The sequence below is a fragment of the Candidatus Hydrogenedentota bacterium genome (genome assembly GCA_016791475.1).
Lineage (GTDB): Bacteria > Hydrogenedentota > Hydrogenedentia > Hydrogenedentales > JAEUWI01 > JAEUWI01.
This window is the reverse complement of the sequence record JAEUWI010000011.1, coordinates 1-19,802: the sequence shown is the minus strand read 5'-3', so window position 1 is coordinate 19,802 and position 19,802 is coordinate 1. Positions and strand designations below refer to the sequence as shown.

Annotated in this window: 16 protein-coding genes; 10 read left to right on the top strand and 6 right to left on the bottom strand. The window is 62.5% G+C overall.

What is annotated here, in order from left to right; translation table 11 throughout:
• The first annotated feature begins 215 nt into the window (after nt 1–215).
• From JNK74_07850 to JNK74_07835, 4 genes are read left to right on the top strand one after another with little or no spacing between them, the layout of a single operon-like run.
• On the top strand, nt 216–1,328 hold the full coding sequence (locus JNK74_07850) for a hypothetical protein (GenBank protein ID MBL7646084.1): 1,113 nt from the start codon (nt 216–218) through the stop codon (nt 1,326–1,328).
• On the top strand, nt 1,321–1,815 hold the full coding sequence (locus JNK74_07845; protein ID MBL7646083.1) for a Rieske (2Fe-2S) protein: 495 nt from the start codon (nt 1,321–1,323) through the stop codon (nt 1,813–1,815). Before JNK74_07850 ends, JNK74_07845 begins: the two co-directional genes overlap by 8 nt.
• A complete protein-coding gene (locus JNK74_07840; protein ID MBL7646082.1) occupies nt 1,787–2,914 on the top strand; it encodes a cytochrome b N-terminal domain-containing protein in 1,128 nt (375 codons plus the stop codon). Before JNK74_07845 ends, JNK74_07840 begins: the two co-directional genes overlap by 29 nt.
• A 27-nt stretch (nt 2,915–2,941) precedes the next feature.
• Nucleotides 2,942–4,381, top strand: a complete 1,440-nt coding sequence (locus JNK74_07835; protein MBL7646081.1) for a cytochrome ubiquinol oxidase subunit I — start codon at nt 2,942–2,944, stop codon at nt 4,379–4,381.
• Between the two features lie 115 nt (nt 4,382–4,496).
• Here the strand turns inward: JNK74_07835 and JNK74_07830 are convergent, their stop codons facing one another.
• Nucleotides 4,497–5,675 (bottom strand): PilT/PilU family type 4a pilus ATPase, encoded by a 1,179-nt coding sequence (locus JNK74_07830; GenBank protein ID MBL7646080.1) that lies wholly within the window; start codon nt 5,673–5,675, stop codon nt 4,497–4,499.
• Between the two features lie 247 nt (nt 5,676–5,922).
• On the opposite strand from JNK74_07830, the gene wecB reads away from it, so the two are divergent.
• From wecB to arsB, 6 genes are all read left to right on the top strand, one after another.
• Nucleotides 5,923–7,041, top strand: coding sequence for a UDP-N-acetylglucosamine 2-epimerase (non-hydrolyzing) (wecB, locus tag JNK74_07825; protein MBL7646079.1), 1,119 nt, complete (start codon nt 5,923–5,925; stop codon nt 7,039–7,041).
• On the top strand, nt 7,038–8,291 hold the full coding sequence (locus tag JNK74_07820) for a nucleotide sugar dehydrogenase (GenBank protein ID MBL7646078.1): 1,254 nt from the start codon (nt 7,038–7,040) through the stop codon (nt 8,289–8,291). Before wecB ends, JNK74_07820 begins: the two co-directional genes overlap by 4 nt.
• 185 nt (nt 8,292–8,476) lie before the next feature.
• Nucleotides 8,477–9,445: a PEP-CTERM sorting domain-containing protein gene (locus JNK74_07815; protein MBL7646077.1), complete on the top strand. Its 969-nt coding sequence runs from the start codon at nt 8,477–8,479 to the stop codon at nt 9,443–9,445.
• A gap of 185 nt (nt 9,446–9,630) precedes the next feature.
• Nucleotides 9,631–9,990: a winged helix-turn-helix transcriptional regulator gene (locus JNK74_07810; protein MBL7646076.1), complete on the top strand. Its 360-nt coding sequence runs from the start codon at nt 9,631–9,633 to the stop codon at nt 9,988–9,990.
• Entirely contained in the window at nt 9,966–10,409 is a 444-nt protein-coding gene (locus JNK74_07805; GenBank protein ID MBL7646075.1) for an arsenate reductase ArsC, read from the top strand. The genes JNK74_07810 and JNK74_07805 overlap by 25 nt, the downstream gene beginning before the upstream one ends.
• A gap of 186 nt (nt 10,410–10,595) precedes the next feature.
• Nucleotides 10,596–11,765 carry an ACR3 family arsenite efflux transporter gene (arsB, locus tag JNK74_07800; GenBank protein ID MBL7646074.1) on the top strand — a complete coding sequence of 390 codons (1,170 nt, stop codon included), beginning with the start codon at nt 10,596–10,598 and terminating at the stop codon, nt 11,763–11,765.
• An 18-nt stretch (nt 11,766–11,783) separates the two neighbouring features.
• Here the strand turns inward: arsB and JNK74_07795 are convergent, their stop codons facing one another.
• The 5 genes from JNK74_07795 to JNK74_07775 all read right to left on the bottom strand — a co-directional run.
• On the bottom strand, nt 11,784–11,969 hold the full coding sequence (locus tag JNK74_07795; GenBank protein MBL7646073.1) for a hypothetical protein: 186 nt from the start codon (nt 11,967–11,969) through the stop codon (nt 11,784–11,786).
• A 13-nt stretch (nt 11,970–11,982) separates the two neighbouring features.
• Nucleotides 11,983–13,239 carry a PepSY domain-containing protein gene (locus JNK74_07790; protein MBL7646072.1) on the bottom strand — a complete coding sequence of 419 codons (1,257 nt, stop codon included), beginning with the start codon at nt 13,237–13,239 and terminating at the stop codon, nt 11,983–11,985.
• 264 nt (nt 13,240–13,503) lie between these two features.
• The gene (locus JNK74_07785) at nt 13,504–16,752 is read right to left on the bottom strand and encodes a PAS domain-containing protein (GenBank protein MBL7646071.1); all 3,249 of its coding nucleotides are present in this window, start codon (nt 16,750–16,752) and stop codon (nt 13,504–13,506) included.
• Between the two features lie 144 nt (nt 16,753–16,896).
• Nucleotides 16,897–19,152 (bottom strand): alpha-L-fucosidase, encoded by a 2,256-nt coding sequence (locus tag JNK74_07780; protein ID MBL7646070.1) that lies wholly within the window; start codon nt 19,150–19,152, stop codon nt 16,897–16,899.
• A gap of 319 nt (nt 19,153–19,471) precedes the next feature.
• Nucleotides 19,472–19,802, bottom strand: a 331-nt coding sequence (locus JNK74_07775) for a hypothetical protein (protein MBL7646069.1), incomplete at its 5' end; no start/stop codon positions are given.

Here is a 19,802-nt window from a genome sequence, read left to right as displayed (position 1 = left end):
ACTTGAAGCATGTCGCACGCGGTCTCCAGAGATCTCTCCTGCCGCGACGCCGCCCCCCGTTGGGCGCGCCGCGCGTCATGCTTTTTTCTATTTTCCATCCAGTATCCCGCCCCCCTTTTTTTGTCAATAAGATCGTTATGTCCCAATCTTTCGATATTAAGTTCTGGGGCGTCGGCCCCGTGGTCGAGCGCCCCGCAACGTTGAAGGAATAACCCATGGAACTTTTTCCCGCCTTAGATCCCATTCCCCTGCCGGCGCCGGTGTGGCTGTTCAAGCTGCTGCACACGGTCACGCTGGCCCTCCACTTTGGTGCGGTGCACCTGCTTGTGGGGGGCCTTTTCTTTGCCACCCTGTGGGGCTTCCTCGGGCAGCGCCGCAACGACGCCGCCATGGTGGACGCGTCCCGGGTGACGGGCTACCGCCTGCCGGTGGTCATGGCCTACGTTGTGAACCTGGGGATACCGCCCCTGCTCTTCGCCCAGGTGCTCTACGGCCGCGCGCTCTACACCTCCAGCGTGCTGATCGGCGTGTACTGGCTTTCCGTGGTGTTTCTGGTGATGTTCGCCTACTACCTGCTCTACATGATCGCGAAGCGTGCCGAATCCAGCCGCGCCTTTGCCTGGGTGGGGTTGGTCGCCATCATCGCGGTGCTGAAAGTGGGCTACATCTACAGCGCCAACATGACCCTGATGCTCGCGCCGGAATCGTGGAACGCGATGTACCGGGACAATCCGTTGGGAAGCGCTCTGGCGACGGGGCCGGCGGCCTTGCCGCGATGGGCCTACATGATGATAGGCTCCCTTGGTGTCAGCGGGATCGGCTTTCTCCTGCTGGGAATTCATACGAACGTCACCCCTGAAACCGGCAGATTCCTCACGCGCCAGGGCGGGCGCTTTCTGGCCCTGTTTACGGTGGTGCAGGCGATTATGGGATTCGTGGTGTACCGTGCCCAGGACGAACCCGTGCGGGCCGGCCTGAGCGGTTCGCCCTACTACCTGACCCTCACCGCCGTCTGGGCGCTGACCGCGGTGCTGCTGGTCGTGCTCGGCCTGCTGGCCGCGCGCGCGAGCGCGTCGCCCCGATGGATCCTGGCCGCGGGGGCCGGCACCGTCAGCCTGGTCAATATCCTGGCAATGGCGGCCTTCCGCGATGGCATCCGCGACATCACGCTGTCCCTCAAGGGCTACGACGTGTGGAGCCGCGAAGTGAATACGAACTGGCTGACCGTTGGACTGTTCCTGCTCCTCTTCGTGGCGGCGGGCGTGGCCATCGGCTGGCTGACCCGCGTGGTCTTTCTGGCGAAAGGAGAATCGGCGTCATATGGCTAAGAAACACAAGAAAGTGGAAGAGGCTCCGTCCGAACACGAGTTCGACGAGATCCTCGGCAGGCGGGAATTCACCCGCACCGCGGTCGCGGGCGTCGGGGCCTGCTACCTGACGGCAATCGGCTACCCCGTCTATCGTTATCTGGCCACGCCGGCCCGCGAGGCGGCCTCGCTGGCCGCGGTGTCGGAAGTCGCACTGCCGAAGGGCGATATCCCGGAACCCGGTGCGGCGCTCATGTTTCGCTTCGGCACGAAACCAGCGCTGCTCATCCATCACTCGGATGGCAGCATGGTCTGCTTCGACGCTATTTGCACGCACCTCGCGTGCACGGTCCAGTTCCAGCCTGAGGAGGGGCGCATCTTCTGCGCATGCCACGGCGGCCAGTACGACATGCGCACCGGCGCCAATGTGGCCGGGCCGCCGCCGAAGCCCCTGAAGTCCTACACTGTGGAGGTGAACGATGAAAACGTCATCATCCGCCGGGCCTGAGCCCGCAAAGATCCCCGGCCTCTACGGCTGGGTCAACGAGCGCCTCGACCTGGAGGAGCTCATGGCCTTTGCGAAAAAGAAGCAGGTGCCCGAGCACAAGCACTCTTTCTGGTACTACTGGGGCGGCCTGTCGCTCTTCTTTTTCCTGGTGCAATTGCTCACCGGCATTCTGCTGCTGGTGTATTACAAGCCCGGCCCCGAGGCCTACGACTCGGTGCGCCAGATTACCTATGAAATCGATTTCGGCTGGCTGGTGCGCTCGGCTCACTCCTGGTCCGCCAACCTCATGGTGGTGGCCGTGGTGGTGCACATGTTCTCGGTTTTCTTCATGAAGGCCTACCGCAAACCCCGGGAATTCGGCTGGTGGAGCGGCATGGCGCTGTTCATCATCACCCTGGTTTTCGGCTTCAGCGGCTACCTGCTGCCGATGGATGACCTGGCCTACTTCGCGACGAAGGTGGGCCTTGAAATTCCCCAGGCCATTCCCGGCCTCGGACCGGTCATCGTGAACATCGTGCAGGGCGGTCCGGAAGTCACCAGCATCACGATTCAGCGGTTCTTCGCCATGCACGCGGTGGTGCTGCCGCTGGCCTTTATCATGATGCTCGCCTTCCACCTCTGGCTGGTCCAGAAGCACGGCAACGCTTCGCCCCCCTCCATCGAGGCCCTGCCCGCCGAAGAGCGCAAGAGCGTGCCCTTCTTCCCGAACTTCCTCATGAAGGATTTTGCCCTCTGGCTCATCGCCCTCAATATCGTGGCGATTCTGGCGAGCATGTTTCCCTGGTCCCTCGGGCCGCCGGCCGATCCCCTGGCCCCCGCGCCCCTGGGAATTCACCCCGAGTGGTACTTCATGAGCCAGTTCCAGTTGCTCAAGGTGCTCGGGCAGTGGTTCCCCGGCGCGTTGGGCGAATATCTGGGCATCGGGCTCTTCGGCCTGGCCACGCTGATGTGGACCCTGATTCCGCTGTACGACGTAAAGACGGCCCGCGGCAAGCGCGCGCGTAACGCCACCTGGTTTGGCCTGGCGGTGTTGCTGGCCATGATCATTTTGACCATCCTCGGCTATGCCGACGTCTGGAGCGCGGGCTCCCACGGCTGAGCCGCGCCCCGAAAAGGAGAACGAATTATGAATTACCCAGTTTGGGACGTACCCCACATCGGGAGTGGATGGGTGATCGGCGGTATCGCCATCTTCCATGTCATGATCTCCCATTTCGCCGTCGGCGGTGGTTTTTATCTGCCCATGGCCGAACGCAAGGCCCTGCGGGAAGGCCGCGAAGACTGGCTTCAGGCCGTGCACCGGCACTCCAAGTTCTTCATGATCCTCACGGCAGTGTTTGGCGCGGTGAGCGGCGTGGGGATCTGGTTTGCCATCGGCCTGGCGAACCCGGAAGGCACCAGCACGCTCATCCACAACTTCGTATTCGGCTGGGCCATCGAGTGGACCTTCTTCATCGTCGAAATCACGGCGGCCATGGTCTACTACTACACCTGGGGCCGCATCGACAACGAGACGCACCTTAAGGTGGGCTGGGTCTACGCCATCTCCGCGTGGGCGAGCCTGGTCATCATCAACGGTATCCTCACCTTCATGCTTACGCCCGGCTCTTCGTGGCTGGAGGTCGCCGGCACGGGCAACGAGGCGTCGCGGTTCTGGAACGCCTTCTTCAACCCCACCTACTGGCCGAGTCTCTGCCTTCGCACCCTCATCTGCATCTCGCTGGCGGGCGTGTGGGCGCTGATTACCGGTAGCCGCATCGACGGCAACGCTGAGCCCCGGCTGAAGGCGGAAGTCATTCGCTGGTCCGTCAAATGGCTGATACCGTCCTTCCTGCTGCTCCCCGTGTGTTTCCTCTGGTATCTCTACATGATGCCCGAAGGGCGCATGGAGCTGCTGCGCATCGGCATCAACACCATCGGCTCCGGCGCCTTCACCCAGGTTACCCGCGCGGCCCTGGTGATTGTCATGACTTCGGCCACCATTGCCGTCGTCGTATACTTCCTCGCCTGGCGCAATCCGAAGGACTTCACCTTCGGCCACGCGCTGGCGGTGCTCTTTCTCGCACTGGCGGCAACGGCATCCACCGAGCAGGCCCGCGAGATGATCCGCAAGCCCTATGTGGTCGTCGATCACATGTATTCCAACGGCATCCGCCGCTCCGACGTTGAGCGCATGAACGCCGAAGGCTACCTGGCGAAATCGATCTGGGTCACACCGGAGGAGCGCGGACGCTGGAGTGCCGCGCCCGGGGTTCAGCCGGCGGCGGACATGACACCGGCAACCGACCAACTGGAGCGAGGCAAGCTCATGTTCCAGGGCCAGTGCCTGGCCTGCCACACGGAATCGGGCTACCGCAGCATGCGGAGTTTCCTGGCCACACGGGATAGACAGGCCATAGACAACATTCTGGCCATGTTGCACAAGCCCGAGGCCGACTCGCCCTATCGCGCGTACATGCCGCCGTTGGTGGGAACACCGGAGGAGATCGCGGCCCTGGCGGCCTATCTCACCGAGATGGCTCACGGCCCCGCGGATGGGGAGAAGACCCAGGTGGCCGCCCAGTAGCCGTAGAAAGCTGATCGTTCACCGGCGCTACCGGGCTGGACGATCAGAGAAAATAACGAACCCGCAGTGACGCATCACTGCGGGTTCTTTACTTGCGCCCGACCACCAGGGCGCATCATCCATACGGATGCGCCTGCTCGAAGCGCACCGGACGGTGCTTCGTAATGCCCCCGCGATCCCGCGACCCGAAGATACCCGAAAGGTTCGCCTTGAGGGCGTCGGCGTTGTCGGATGCGAATTCCGCATCCTCCATGGAGATCGTGCCCGCCTTGACCATCTGGATCAGGTGCATGTTGAAGGTCTGCATACCCTCTTCCGATCCGTCGGCGATTACCTGGGGTATGCGGCCGATCTCGTCTTCACGGATGAGGGAAATGATGCCCGGCGTGGCGAACATGATTTCCACCGCCGGGACACGCCCGCTCCCGCTCGCATTGGGCAGGAGCCGCTGGGAAACCACCGCCTTGAGCTGGAGCGCGAGCTGGGAGCGAATCTGGGCTTGCTGCGACGAGGGGAACATGTCCAGTATGCGGTCAATCGTCATCATGACGTTTGTGGTGTGGAGCGTGCTGAAAACGAGGTGACCCGTCTCCGCGGCGCCCAGGCAGGTGTAAAAGGTGTCCACATCACGCATTTCGCCGATGAGGATGACATTCGGATCCTCGCGCATGATGGCGCGCAGCCCGCTGCGAAAATCCTTGGTGTCGATACCCACTTCGCGCTGGCTCACGCTGCATTGATTGTCGTGGTGCACATACTCGATGGGATCTTCCAGCGTCACAATATGACCATGGCGAATCTGGTTGATCCGGCCGATGATGGCGGCCAGTGTGGTGGACTTGCCGCTGCTCGTGGTGCCGGTGACCAGCACGAGGCCCCGGGGAAGGTTCGCGATCTTCTCCATCGCCTTCTCGGGCAGGTTGAGCTGCTTGAAATCGGGAATCTCCGTGCGCACGTGGCGCAGGATCATGGCCATGGCGCCGCGCTGCCGGTAGATGTTGGCCCGAAACCGGCCCTGGCCGGGAAAGCTGACCGCCATGTCGGCGTCTCCTGTCTCGAGAAATTCCACAATGCGCTGCTCATCCATGATCTCGTGGAGGAAGCCCAGAAACTGCTCTTCGCTCAGGTCTTCGGTTGGGACGAATCGAAGCACGCTGTCAATCCGCACAGCGGGGGGGCGTCCCACTTTCAAGTGGATGTCGGAGGCGCGATTTTTCAGCGCGTAGCCCACAATCTTGTGCAGGGCGAGATCGGTGGAAAGGGGGTGCGGGGTGGTGGTCGTGGTGGTGGTCATGGCGTGGCCCTCCTTCGCTGGTCGTGTCGTAATACACACCTCGAATGGCGGGCTGGGCGATGCGTGCGTCCAGTCACATTCTTTGACAGAATTGTATCATGAAATTGGACGGTCCGGGATGGGCGGCTGAAGTATGGGTCTTATGGGTCGTGACGCGCTATCAACTCCAGCTTGAACCTGTTCCCGCATAGTCGCTAAGGTATCCGAGGAGACGCGACTTCGCGGTCGTGCGAGCAGGGGAGATGGGATGAACATACTGGTGGTACTGGGCACGCGTCCGGAGGCGATAAAAATGGCCCCGGTTATTCGGGCTCTGCGCGCACATACCGCAAAACCTTCCGTGTCCCTATGTCTCACCGCCCAGCATCGCGATCTGCTCGATCAGGCCCTTGCCCTGTTCGAGCTGCCGGTGGACTATGACCTCAATCTCATGCGGCCCGACCAGTCCCTCTCGGGCCTGACGGGCGCGGTCCTCACGGGCCTGGAACCCATTCTGGCTTCGGAGCGACCCGATCTCGTGCTGGTGCACGGAGACACCACCACTTCTTTCACCGCGGCCCTGTCCGCCTTCTATCACCAGATTCCCGTGGGGCACGTGGAGGCGGGACTCCGCAGCCACCATCCGGCGCAGCCTTTTCCCGAGGAGCTCAACCGCCGGATGACGGACGCCCTGGCCTTCCATCATTTCGCGCCGACCGAGGACGCCCGGGAGAACCTGCTGCGGGAGAATATAGACCCATCGCGGATTCTGGTGACCGGAAATACCGTTGTGGACGCACTGATCTTCGCCGCGGCCCTGCCCTGCCCATCCGGCGATCCGCGCCTGGAGAACCTCGGTCGGGAGCGGGACTTGATTCTCGTCACGGCGCACCGCCGGGAAAGCTTCGGCGCGCCCTTCTTTGAGATCTGTCGCGCCCTGCGGACGATCGCGGACCGGCATCCCGGCGCGGAAATCGCTTTTCCGGTTCATCCGAATCCCCGCGTATTCGATGCCGCGCGAAAGCTCCTCGGCGGACATGATCGCATTCACCTGCTCGATCCGGTGGAATACCTGCCCTTTGTCCACCTCATGAAACGCGCCCGGCTCGTTCTCACGGACTCGGGCGGCATCCAGGAAGAGGCCCCCACCTTCGGCGTACCCGTTCTCGTTCTTCGCGACGTCACGGAGCGCCCCGAAGCCCTGGCGGCGGGAACCGCGCGGCTCGTGGGAACGCACCACGACACTATTGTCGCGGCGGCCGATGAACTGCTCGAGGACACGGGTGCCCGAACCGGTATGATTCAAAACGGAAATCCCTTCGGCGATGGCAAGGCCGGTGAGCGAATAGCAACATTCCTCATGCAGGGGCGGGAGGGTACACCATGAAGTGTGTCTGCGTGATCGGGCTGGGCTACATCGGCCTGCCCACGGCCAGCATCCTCGCCACAAGCGGGTTCCACGTCCTCGGTGTGGATATCGACGCCGCCGTGGTCGCCACGGTGAATCAGGGCGACATCCACATTGAGGAGCCCGGACTCCACACCGTGGTGCGCGCGGCCATTCAGTCGGGAAACCTCAAGGCCGCCCTGAAGCCCGCACCGGCCGATGCGTATATACTGGCCGTGCCCACACCCCTCACCGATGGCAATCGTCCGGACATGAGCCATGTGCGCGCCACCGCGGAGGCCATCGTGCCGTATCTGCGCCGGGGCGCGCTCGTCATCCTGGAGTCCACCTCGCCGCCGGGCACCTGCCTCGACATGCTCGTGCCCATCCTCGAATCCTCTGGACTCAACGTCGGCCCGGATATTCACCTCGCCCACTGTCCCGAGCGTGTATTGCCGGGGCATATCCTCCGCGAACTCATCAGCAATGATCGGATTATTGGCGGCTTCGATTCCGTCGCCGCCGAGAAGGCCCGCGATCTTTACGCCACGTTTGTCGACGGTCCCATGCATCTGACCGATCTCACCACCGCCGAATTCGTGAAGGTGCTTGAAAACACCTATCGCGACGTGAATATCGCCCTGGCCAACGAGGCCGCTCTCTTCTGCGAGGGGCTCGGTATTCAATTTTCCGAGGCGGCCCGACTGGCCAACCGACACCCCCGCGTCAATGTCCATCAGGCCGGGCCGGGCGTGGGCGGGCACTGCATCTCCGTCGATCCCTGGTTCCTCGTCGACCGCTTTCCCGAAAAGGCCCGTCTCATCCGCCTGGCCCGCTTGCGCAACGATGGCATGCCCGCCCATGTGGCCGATACCGTCCTCGAACTGCTCGCGGGCCTTCAAGACCCCCGGGTCGCCGCGCTCGGTCTGGCCTACAAGGGCAATATCGACGATACCCGCGAGAGCCCCGCCGTGGCGGTTATCCGGCGATTGCTAACCGAAGGCATCGAGGTCGTCGCACACGATCCCTTCGTGCGCAACGCGCCGGTGCCCCGAGAAACGCTGGAGAACGCGCTCCAGGGCGCCGACTGCCTGCTGGTGCTGACCGATCACGACGAGTATCGCCACCTCGGCCCGGCCCAGGCCGCACGATTGATGCGGGGCCGAATGGTCTACGACACGCGCAATGTCCTGTGCCACGCGGACTGGCGCGAGGCCGGCTTTTCGGTGCGCGTCCTCGGCGGCGGTTGAGGCGCGCCGGGCCACACCCCCCTGAACCCTTTCTCTCCTCAGAATAAAGCCCTGCGTCAGTATTGATATTAAGAATTCATTATCATATAATGATGGAGACCGACCCCTGTTCCGTATGGCTGCGGAGCCCCAGGGGCGGCGGGTTATGTTCCGCCATGTACGCATGGCGTAAGGAGGTTCCCATCATGAGAACGAAGTTCACAACCCGGGCACTGCGCCTGGGGGCCACCCTGTTGGTGGTTGCGCTCGGAACGGCTGCCCACGCCACGACGGTACTCTATGCCGTGGGCCAGGCCTTTGCGCCCGGTCATGGTCACGACACGGGCAACTATCTTTGGTCCATTGACATTACCAACGGCGAGGCGACGCAAATCGCGCCCATCGCCAGTGGCATTTCGGGACTGGGGATGGCGCCGGACGGTACGCTCTACGGCCGCAGCGGTCTCAGTCTCTACACTGTGGACCGATCGAACGCGGCCCTCAACCTGATCGGCAGTGCGCCATCCGGCAGTGCGACAAGTCTGGAAATCATGCCCGACGGTCGGGCCTTTGTGCTGCCCTTCAATGCGGATTTCGAGACGAACCAACTCCACACGCTGGACCTGGCGACCGGAGCGCAGGTTCCCGTGGGCAGCGCCACGTCCTTATTGGACGCCATCGACCTCGCTTTTCCGAACCGGGACATGACCTACGGGCCGTTTGTCATTTCCCTGGGGAGTGTTGGCAATTATCTCTATGGCATGGACCTCGAAACCAATACCCTCATAGAAATTGACCCGGACACCGGCGACGCCGAGGCCAAAGGCGACTTCGATGCGGCCCGCATGGAAACTGCGGACGGCTACTGGAGCGGATTTGCGGGATTGACCGGTGCGGACACGGATGGCGACGGCTTCAACGACGCCCTGTACGGAATCGCGAACTACTACTACGATTTCAATACGCAGACGAGCAGCGCCCGAGGCGCCATTGGATTGTTCGACCTTGAGACGAGCACCTGGTCCCTCGTCGGAGAAAATGAAGGCGTGATCTTCTATTCCCTCGCTTCCGGCAACGTCACGGCACCCATTCCCGAGCCGACCACCCTCGCATTGCTCGGTCTGGGCGGCGCATTTCTTGCCTTGCGCGAGAGGCGCCGCACGCGCAAGGCGTAAGCCCGATTGCGCCCTGCAAGATCGTGCGTGAAAAACACCCTCCTCTCCTTCTCTTCCCCCGTCTCCGCCCTGTGGAGGCGGGGGAAGTCATGTTTCGGTGTCTTGACGCCCATACGGAACGGTCGAAGTTGCGCCCCCGGTCGCGCCATGCTATACTTCGTCATATGGCGAATTAAGGAAGTAATATGCGGTCTATCGTCAACATCACAAAGGCCCTGGCCGATGAAAACCGGGTGCGGGCCCTCGGCGCACTTCAGCACCAGCCGCTCTGCGTATGCCAGATCATCGAACTGCTGGGCCTGGCGCCCTCCACGGTATCCAAACATCTCGCGATACTGCGGCAGGCCGGACTCGTGACGTCGAAAAAAGAAGGGCGCTGGATCTACTTTCAGCGCGCAGACGCCCCCACGGAAGTGGTCGAGACCCTCGAATGGCTTTACGGCCAGTTGGCGCGATCAACCGCCCACCGGGACGACCAGAAGAAGCTCAGGCTTATTCTCAAACAGGACCCCGCGATTTTATGTCAGATGCAGCACAAAGGCTGAAAATTCTCTTTCTCTGCACGGGAAATTCCTGCCGCAGCCAGATGGCCGAGGGCTGGGGTCGCCACTTGAAAGATGATCGGGTCGATTTTTTTTCCGCCGGTATCGAAACCCACGGCCTGAACCCCAACGCAGTGAAGGTCATGGCCGAGGCCGGGGTCGATATCTCCGGCCATCGGTCCCGGCATATTGACGAGTTCAAGGACGTCCCGCTGGACTACGTGATTACGGTCTGCGGCCATGCGGACGAGAACTGTCCGATTTTTCCCGGCCCCACGAAAGTGGTGCACCACGGCTTTGACGATCCGCCCAAACTCGCGCGGGAAGCGGCCACGGAAGAGGAGGGGCTGAACCACTATCGCCGTGTACGAGACGAGATTCGCGCCTACGTGGAGACCCTGCCCGAGTCCTTGACGCCGTAGGGCTGGACCGGGTGTGGTATCCGGTTGACCCCTGCGTCGGCGCTTTGTATTTTGAATGACTTTTCATATGAAAGTTTATCCCTGAATGGTCGCGCCAGACGCGGATCAACCTTCACCAATCTGAAAACACAGTTCCAACGGAGTTGCCCCATGAACAAGCCCGCCCGTCCCGATTCGAAATCATCCATGAGCCTGTTCGAGCGCTATCTTACCGTCTGGGTGGGTATGTGCATGGTCGGCGGCATCGCGTTGGGCTCCATCGCGCCCGGCGTCGCCCAGGCGCTCGACGCCATGTCGATCAAAATCAACGACGCGCCCGTGGTCTCGATCCCCATCGCGATTTGCCTCTTCTTCATGATGTACCCCATCATGGTGAAGATCGACTTCGGTGAAGTGGTCCAGGCGGGAAAGAGCACAAAGCCGATGCTTTTGACGCTCTTCATCAACTGGGCCGTGAAGCCCTTCACCATGTACGGTATCGCGGTGCTCTTTCTCGGCGGAATTCTGAACGGCTTCATCGGTGCGGGGGCCGTGGACTTGGTGAAACTGCCCCTGGGCCTCGATCTCGCGGCCGGCGCGACCTACGGCGCGGGCACCGTGGTGGAGACGGCCGGCGGTCTGATGCTCGAAGTACCCCTGTGGCGCAGTTACCTCGCGGGATGCATTCTCCTGGGTGTCGCGCCCTGCACGGCGATGGTGCTCGTGTGGGGCTATCTGGCCCGGGGCAACGACGGCCACACCCTGGTCATGGTCTCCGTGAACTCTCTGGCCATGCTGGTGCTTTACGGACTGATCGGAGGGTTTCTCCTCGGCGTCGGCAAGCTGCCGGTCCCCTGGGAAGCCCTGCTCCTCTCCATCGCCATCTATGTGGCCCTGCCCCTGGTCTGCGGCTACGCCAGCCGAAAGTTGATCCTTCGCGCGAAGGGCGAGGTCTGGTTCAAGGAGAAATTCCTCCACGTCCTGACCCCCTTCACCATCACGGCGCTCCTGGTGACGCTTGTGCTGCTTTTCTCATTCAAAGGTGCGGTCATCCTGGCGAATCCCCTCACCATTCTCTGGATTGCCATACCCCTGACCATCCAGACGGTTCTGATCTTCATGATCACCTACTTCCTCGCGAAGGTGCTGGGCTTCAACTACCGCGATGCCGCGCCCTCGGCCCTCATCGGAGCCTCCAATCACTTCGAAGTGGCCATCGCCACGGCGGTGATGCTCTTCGGCCTCTCGTCCGGCGCGGCACTGGCCACGGTCGTCGGCGTGCTGATCGAGGTGCCCCTCATGCTGGCGCTGGTGCGCTTCTGCACGCGTACCGAGGGTTGGTTCGCCAGCGCGCGAGCCCCCCAGGAATCCGCCTGACCGACGCGTAGCCCCCGGTCAGTTGCCCTCGCCGGATCGTCGGGAGCGCAGGAGGCCGCGAATGACCACCACCGGGGGCACACAGAGGAGGAGCGCCGCGATGCCATCGGCGGGGCCGTCGGCGGCCAGTCCGAGGGTCATGGCAATCAGGGTCGCGAGGCCGCAGATCCAGGGCCAGAAGTTGGGTCGTTCGTGGAGATTCATGGTTCGATGCTCCTCAGCGCCGTTCAACCGAGAACGCGGCGGCGCTTCCGGGGAGCGCCCGCGCGTCCCCTTCCGATGTCGCCGACTCCCCCCGCTGCGACGCGGCCCGCCGGGCCTTTCGCCACTTGGCGATGTACATGAGGTAACCGGAGACCGAGAGGAGCCCGGAGCTCAGGCTTAGAAACAGGTAGGCGAGCAGAACGAGATTCCCGCCGAGCGCGCCGGTGTGCAGCCGCGCACCCACGAGGATGGCCTTCATCCACCAGGCGAGGGGATAGGGCTGGGCGCGGGGCGTAGTCTCGGCGGTCACGATCCCGATGCTCGGGAGCAGCCCGGGGTCGCGGGGGTCGGGTTCGGAGAAGCTGCTGTAAACGCGGGTGCCCTGGATGGCGCCCTCCACGGGAAAATCGATACGGGAAACGTACTGATCGGGGTAGAGCTTCTGTGCCTCGGCCCACACCGTTTCAAAGGGGGGCAGCGGATCGGCCTTCTCGAAGCGCCCGAGCGTGGCCTCGCTCTTCTGGAGATCGGCCCGTACCTGGTACTGGATGCCGAAAACGCCAAAGGTCAAACCGATGCCGGTAACCGCCATCAACAGATTGAAGGCCAGCGCGGCAATGCCGACCAGCTTGTGGAGGTCCGCCATGGGCATATGAAGAGCCCTGCCCCGGCGGATAAAGCCGAAGGCCATGGCCTTCATGAACGGACCATAGATTATCCAGCCCGTGAGGGTGGATATGAGGAATATGACGCCCAGGGCGCCCACAAGAATGGTTCCCCAGAATTCAATAAGCAGGTCGGCGTGAAGCTCCAGCATGAACTGGCTTACCCGCTCGGCGATGGAGGCGCCTTTCGCGGCGTTAGCCGCGCCGGCCTCGCCCATGGGCGGGATGCCCTCGGGCAGTGTACCCCGTGTGAGGGTGAGCACCCCCGTGTAGGGATCGCGCTCAAAGCCGAGAAAGCCGCCCGCCGCAACCACCAGGAATTGATCCACGTCGCCGTCGAAATGTCCGGGGGCGACCCGACCCACGACCCCCTGGACCGGTGCAAAGTGCGCTTCTATCGCGTCGATAGCCGGCTGAACAGGCAGTCGTTTTGCGGGATCGAGTAGGACGGTTTCGCCTTGGTTTCCGTGATGGAGGTACTGGTGGACCATCTCGTCCACCAGCAGATAGGTGGCGGTCATGCTGAAAATGAGGACGTTGATACCAATGATCAGGCCGGTCCACTTGTGAATGGCGTGAATCCAGCGGGTGGTGCGAGGCGTCATGGCGCTTGGACTATCCTTCGACGATTGGGAGGTTGCATGATCGTTTGGTAAATTGTAAAAGCCAGAGGGTTGGCATTAATTCTTTTGTTTATTATACTAAACCAAAAGATGTCATTCAACCGGTCCCCCCGAAATAAATATTTCATCCCGAATGTCTCAGCGAAGCTCCCTTCCGCAACCAGGCACGCTCCCACAGAGCCGCACTGACACGGCGCGGACTATTCTCCTTCCGCGGCTTGGAAAGTTTCTGCAACGCCGAGGCGATCACACACAGCGATTGATCGCGGTAATCAAGTCGTTGATGTGGAAGGGCTTTCGCAAGATCTCGCGGATGCCGCTTTCCTGGACGTCGTCGAGCTTTTCGTCATCGATGATTCCGGTCGCCAGTAGAATCGGAAGATTGGGGCGAAGGGTGCGAATAGCGCGGGAGAGCTCAATGCCGTTCATTCGGGGCATGGTCAAATCGCAGATGACGACATCGAAGGGGGTGTCTGAAGCCCGGAGCGCCTCCAGCGCGTCGGCGGGGTCGTTGAAGGCCGTCACCTCGAAACCCTGTCTGCGCAGGACGATGGAGACCATGTTGGTAATGGACACGTCGTCATCCACCAGGAGCACCCGCCCTGAACCGCGCGCGGGCGGAAGGGAGATGGGGTCCAGTCTGTGGTCCTCGCGGGCGGGCTGCTGGCTGAGCGGCAGGAAGACGGTGACGCAGGTGCCGCGGTTCAACTCACTTTCAATCTCGACGGCGCCATCCATCCGGGTCGCGATGCCGTGGACCATGGAGAGTCCGAGTCCGGTGCCCTTCCCCACCTTCTTTGTGGTGTAGAAGGGGTCGAAAAGTTTGTCGAAGCTGGCCGGATCGATTCCGACACCGTCGTCGCGCACCCGCAACACGCAGTAGCTTCCGGCTGGCAGGTGCCCGCTTAGGGTCTGGCGGGGCGCGGCCAGTTGCTCCACATCCACGCTTACCCGGAGCGTACCGCCCCGATCCTCCATCGCGTGGACGGCGTTGGTGCAGAGGTTGGTGACGAGTTGGTGAATCTGGGTGGGGTCGCCAAAAACGTTGGCCCCATGGGTCCCTGAGCCAAACTGGATGTTGACGGACGGCGGCAGGGAGCCCCGGAGGAAGCGCAGGGCGTCTTCCACCTCCTTGACGAGGCTGAGGGAGATGAAGCGAACATCGGAAGTGCGGCTGAAAATCAGGATCTGCTCGACCAGCGATGCGGCCCGGAGGGCCCCCTGCTCGATCTCGCGGAGGTTGTGATCGAGTGCGGCGGGATCCTGGGTCCCCGATTCGCGGGCAATATGGCAGAAGCCCAGCATGGAGTGGAGAATATTGTTGAAATCGTGGGCGATTCCCCCGGCGAGCGTGCCCAGGGCCTCCATTTTCTGGGCCTGGCGGAGCTGTTTCTCCAGCTCCACTTCGTGGGTGATATCGTGCTGGACGCTGACATAGTTTACGATGGCGCCGTCGGGCCCGAAGATGGGGGAGATGGTGGCGCGCTGGTGGAACAGTTCGCCATTCTTGCGCCGGTTCAGGAACTCGCCCTGCCACGTCTGCCCGCTGGAGATTGTATTCCAGACGCTGGTGTAGAAGTCTTCGTCGTGGATCCCGCTTTTCACGATGGAGATGCGCTTGCCGATGGACTCCGCCCGGGTGAAACCGGTGATCTTCTCGTAGGCGGGGTTTACATACTCGATAACGGCTTCCGGATCGGTGATTACGATGGATTCCACGGCCTGCTCGATGGCGGTGCCGAGCCGGTGGAGATCCGCCTCGCGGGCCCGCTCGTGGGTGAGGTCGATGGTGTGCCCCATGATACGATAGACTTTGCCGTCGTCGTCCATCAGGGGAATGAAGCTCGAGCTGAAGATCCGCGTGGCGCCGGCGACCACGGGCGTGACTTCGAACTCCGAAGGCTCGCCCGCCAGGGCGCGATCAAACAGTCCGGCGATCCGTTCGCGATCACAAGGCGCCATGATGTCCAGGTACTTCCGACCGCAGATCTCCGAGGGCTGGGAGGCGCAGACCATCCCGAGGCCCGCCTTGTTGATGGCGACCACATAGCCTTCACGGTCGATCTCGTGAATACAGATGGGAAGCCCCGCCACCAGGCGCCTGTAGCGGTCCTCCCGTTCGCGCACCCCGAGTTCGGCCAGTTTCTGGGTGCTGATGTCCTGGCAGATACCCCGGAAGTCAATGATGCCGCCATCCGCCCCGAGATTGGGCCGGGCGATGGCGAGCATGTGGTGGAGCGTGCCGTCGGGGTGGAGCAGCCGCCACTCAACCCGCACCGTCGCGTGATCCCGTACCAGGCGCCTGGCCTGTTCGCTCAGCGCCATGCGATCGGGGGGATGCACGCGGTTCAGGAAGGCATCGAAGGTGGAATCCAGTTCGCTGCGTGTTGCGCCGAGCAGATTGAGCATCTCGTCGGAGCACCAGACAAAGCCGCCCTTCGGGTGCCAAATCCATGAGCCGATCCGGGCGATGCGCTGGGACTCCGCCAGGCGGGCTTCACTGGCCTGCAAGTCGCGCTGTGCGTGCTTGCGCTCTGAGATGTCGGTGAGCACACCGATTAGCTTGCCGGCGCCCCGCCCGCCATTTCGCTGCACGGTACCGTTGGCGGCGTACCAGTGGGTGGTCCCGTCATCCCATTGCATGCGAAACTCGGTGCCGAAGATGTCCGGCCCGGAAAGGGCCTCCCGGACTTTGGCCAGCACCTGGGGCCGATCCTCCCGGTGCACCTGCTTGAGGAAATGGCGGTACGTCCCCTTGAACGTGCCCGAAGGCAAGCCGAGTAGGGGTTCGACATTCTCCGACCAATCGAATTTGCCGGAGACCGGATCGAGCTCCCAGACACCGATCCGCGTTGCCTGAGATGCTTGCCGGAAAAGCGCGGTTCCACGGTCACGGGCGGTTTCGGCCAGCCGCCGACGGATCTCCGAGAGGATCAGGCTGCCGATGGCGACCGCTCCGACGGGATAAATCACGCTCAACGGGAGAAGAAATCGGCGGAAATTCTCCAAGCCGGAAAGCCCCGGCAGGACGAGGGTCCAAAGGAGAAAAAGGGCTCCGACGACGAGGCCCAGGGCCAGAAGATGGCGGCGCTTCACCTGCTCCGGGACGGGGCAGACCAGGCGGGCAAAGAGCAGCCCCGCGAGCAGCGCGCACAGCGTGGCCAGGGTTCCCGGCCAGGCGCCGTCTCCGCCGAGATAGAGACGAAGCGCGCAGGGGGGCAGGGCGGCGGTGACCCCGGAGAGCACGCCGCCAAACAAGGCGGCCAGGGCCACCAGAATGCCCCGGCTGTCCATGAGTACACCGGGGGTCAACTCCACGGGAACCAGCATACCCCCGCAAGCGGCCAGGCCAAAAAGAAGACCGAAGCCGATGCGTTCCCCGCGCAATCCCAATCGTTTGGCGCGGGACTCCATCCACTGATAAATGAAGAGCAGGGCGAGGACGAGAGCCATGTTCTGGCCCAGCGATATCAGGACGTCCGCAACGCTTTTCATAACTCCCTGTCCCGTGCGTTTTTCCCGCCCGATGCCACGTAGCCCCACCCCGGCAGGCCGCCCCCGTGAGCGGGGCCGGGCGGGAATCAACTGTGACATGAGTGTAGCTCACCCTCGTCAAAATTGCCAGCGCCGCACGCGGGCTCAGCGGGCGCTGAAGAGGGTCACATCGCGCAGGTGGAGGTCGGACGGGTTCCCCTCGAAGGTGAACCTGAGGGCATCGGCTGTCACGGCCTTCAGGGCCTGAATGCGCTTGCGTCCGACGGTCTCACCCCGGGCCACCGCTTCCCAGTGTCCTCCGACCCGCGCCTCGACGGTGTATCCAGTGATGCGCTGACCGTGACTCAAGTCCTCCTCCAGCACGAGTTCACGCAGTAAGACAGGCGCGTCGAGAGCCAGTTCCCAGGTCGTGCCGGACTCAACGGGCAATGGCCCGTCGGTGCGCCGCACCGGTGTGGCGTAGCGCGCCGCCACGGCCGCGCCGAAGCCTTCCAGCATCGCGACTTCCGCAAGGGGAATCTGCCCCGAGGTGTCCGGGGTCATATTGATGAGCAGGTTGGCGCCATGGCCGATGGATTTGCCATAAACGTCCATCATCTGATCTATCGTTTTCAGGCTTCCATCCGAATCGGGAGACCAGAACCAGTGGGATCGGGTGAAGATGTTGGCCTCGGGGATGAACCATCCCTCGGCGTCGTGACGCACCCAGTTCTTCGTGCCTTCGCCGGGGTTTACCACGTTCCACAAGGGGTAGTCCGCCAGGCCCTGTTCACTTCCGGACCAGCGGAGGTCCTGCTGGGTGCCGCCCATGATCACCGCGTCGGGCTGGAGTCGCCGAATGAGATCGACCACGGCGTCCCCATAGCGCGCGCCAATGGCCTTTCCGTTGGCATCCAGCACATCTGACCCGATGGGGCTGAAGGCTTCATCGAGCCACACCACTTCCAGGGGGCCGTAGTTCGTGAGCAGCTCGCGGGCCTGCTCCATGAACCTAGGGAAATAGGCGTTGAGATCGCCGATGAGCTTGCGCTTGCCGATGGGGTCGGGCGTGCTGGTGACGCCTTCGTGTTTGTCGCCGGCGGACAGATAGAGACCGGGGGAAAGGCCGTGTTTCCGGGCGGAATCGACAAACTCGCGCACCACATCGCCCTGACCGTTCTTCCACGGCGATTGCTTGATGGAATAGTCCGTGGTGCTGGTTGGCCACAGGCAGTAGCCATTGTGGTGCTTCGCCGTCAGCACGATATGCTTCGCGCCAAAGGCCTTCGCCGTGCGCGCCCACTGATCGGTGTCAAGCTGGGCGGGGTTGAAGGTATCCGCGGGCGGCGTGGCAAACATGTCGCTGTTTTCGGTGTAGGCCGCCGGGCCATAGTGGACGAAAGCGCCCAACTGACTTTCCTGGTAGCGGGCCTGGCGCGGCGAGGGCACCAGCGCGCCCTCGGGCGTGAAGAAGTGCTCCAGCAGTTCCCGGGGCGTGCCCATGAATTCGGCGCGCTGCAGATCGCCGCAGATCTGCTGGTCACCGCCGGTGTAGTAAACGATGGTCTTGCCGCCGAAGTAAACCAGCTCCGCGTCCGAGGCGTTCTGCTCGCGGATGTAGTGCGGGCGCAGGGCGTGGACCTTGAGCTCGGGCTGGTAGGTCACAAAAGGACGATCTTCCGGCGCGTCTTCCCAGGTGACGAGATCCGTGGAGCGCGCCACACGCGTCTCATAGTGGGCATTGCCGAGGGCCTCAAGATAGAGCGTGTAATACTGGTCGCCTTCGAAATAAAGCGCCGGGCCGCCCACGTACTTGTTGGTGCCGTAGTAGGCCTCCGGCACCTGCGTCCACGTCATCAGGTCGTCCGATGTGAAGTACTTGAACGTGAAGGCGGGCCAACGGGGATCATTGGTCTCCACGAGCAACACGAACTTGTCCGCGCCCCGGCAAACGGCGACGTTGAAGAAATTCTCGTCCTCATTCGCGTGCAGCACCACCTTTGGCTCAGTCCAGTTTACCAGATCGTCCGACGACGTCACGCTCACGTCCTTTACCTGCCACTTCTTCTCCGTGCCCCAGTTGCTTCCGAAGACATAGACGCGCCCCTCCCAGACGAAAGTAAAGGCAAGGCCATGTCCCACCAGCGGTGTGGAGACGATGCGGTCACCGGCCACATCGCGGATGCGCACCTGATCGTACTGCATGCTGCTGCCCTCGGGGACACCGGGCGTCTCCCACTGCACCTGCCAGCTCTCCATGAGATAGAGCTTGTCTTTGAAGACGAAGGGGGTCGTCTCCACGAGGGGCGAGTCCAGCTTGGTCCAGTTGATCAGCGGGTGCTTCCATGTCGCGGCCTTGTCGGCGGCCAGGGCGATGGGGGAGAGGAAGGCGGCAAGCAGGAGCAGGGCGAAGTATTTCATGAGGGATTCCTCGAGGTTTCGGCAAGTGGACAGCCCGAGCATACTGGCGACGCGAGGGGGCGCTTGTCAACCTTTATAGGACGGATACGACCGATAGGACCGATATGCTCAAATCAGTCCTATCGGTCGAATCCGTCCTGTCGATCATCCTGTTGCCTCAAGTAAAAATCTACTCCAAATGTGTTTCGTTGCCTCATGTGTAAATCAACTCGAACGTATCCCGGGGCCTTGGGGATTGTTGGGTTGTCTGGCTCTTCTTGCCGCCCCTGGCGGCCCTCCCCCCATGGGGGGAGGGCCTGCTGTACGAGTACTGTAATGCTTATCCCGTTTTCTCTTTCTTGTTGCTTTTGCGCCATGGATGGTCCGCAGACGGAGCGGGCGGGGTATCGGTGTCGTTGCGCCGGCGGACCGCCAGCTTGCCCAATCGTTTCTGAGTGGCCTCTATCTCCCGTTTGAGGGCCGCCGGATTCAGGGCGGCGTAGCGCTTGCGCAACCGCTCCTTGACGGCCCTGGTGACGTGAGGAGAGGCCAGAACGCGCTGGTACGGCGTCTGGGCCTTGTCATAGCGCTTGGTGACCTTGGCGCCGTCCCGGACCTTCTCCAGAAGCTTCATGGAGGGCATGAAGAAGTTTACGTAGTCCCGCACCACC

What these genes read in the sequence shown, in the direction of transcription:
- JNK74_07815 (MBL7646077.1), top strand. Translation starts at nt 8,477, where the DNA reads ATGAGAACGAAGTTCACAACCCGGGCACTGCGCCTGGGGGCCACCCTG.
- JNK74_07850 (MBL7646084.1), top strand. Translation starts at nt 216, where the DNA reads ATGGAACTTTTTCCCGCCTTAGATCCCATTCCCCTGCCGGCGCCGGTG.
- JNK74_07820 (MBL7646078.1), top strand. Translation starts at nt 7,038, where the DNA reads ATGAAGTGTGTCTGCGTGATCGGGCTGGGCTACATCGGCCTGCCCACG.
- JNK74_07780 (MBL7646070.1), bottom strand. Translation starts at nt 19,152, where the DNA reads ATGAAATACTTCGCCCTGCTCCTGCTTGCCGCCTTCCTCTCCCCCATC.
- arsB (MBL7646074.1), top strand. Translation starts at nt 10,596, where the DNA reads ATGAGCCTGTTCGAGCGCTATCTTACCGTCTGGGTGGGTATGTGCATG.
- wecB (MBL7646079.1), top strand. Translation starts at nt 5,923, where the DNA reads ATGAACATACTGGTGGTACTGGGCACGCGTCCGGAGGCGATAAAAATG.
- JNK74_07840 (MBL7646082.1), top strand. Translation starts at nt 1,787, where the DNA reads ATGAAAACGTCATCATCCGCCGGGCCTGAGCCCGCAAAGATCCCCGGC.
- JNK74_07810 (MBL7646076.1), top strand. Translation starts at nt 9,631, where the DNA reads ATGCGGTCTATCGTCAACATCACAAAGGCCCTGGCCGATGAAAACCGG.
- JNK74_07790 (MBL7646072.1), bottom strand. Translation starts at nt 13,239, where the DNA reads ATGACGCCTCGCACCACCCGCTGGATTCACGCCATTCACAAGTGGACC.
- JNK74_07835 (MBL7646081.1), top strand. Translation starts at nt 2,942, where the DNA reads ATGAATTACCCAGTTTGGGACGTACCCCACATCGGGAGTGGATGGGTG.
- JNK74_07805 (MBL7646075.1), top strand. Translation starts at nt 9,966, where the DNA reads ATGTCAGATGCAGCACAAAGGCTGAAAATTCTCTTTCTCTGCACGGGA.
- JNK74_07845 (MBL7646083.1), top strand. Translation starts at nt 1,321, where the DNA reads ATGGCTAAGAAACACAAGAAAGTGGAAGAGGCTCCGTCCGAACACGAG.
- JNK74_07795 (MBL7646073.1), bottom strand. Translation starts at nt 11,969, where the DNA reads ATGAATCTCCACGAACGACCCAACTTCTGGCCCTGGATCTGCGGCCTC.
- JNK74_07785 (MBL7646071.1), bottom strand. Translation starts at nt 16,752, where the DNA reads ATGAAAAGCGTTGCGGACGTCCTGATATCGCTGGGCCAGAACATGGCT.
- JNK74_07830 (MBL7646080.1), bottom strand. Translation starts at nt 5,675, where the DNA reads ATGACCACCACCACGACCACCACCCCGCACCCCCTTTCCACCGATCTC.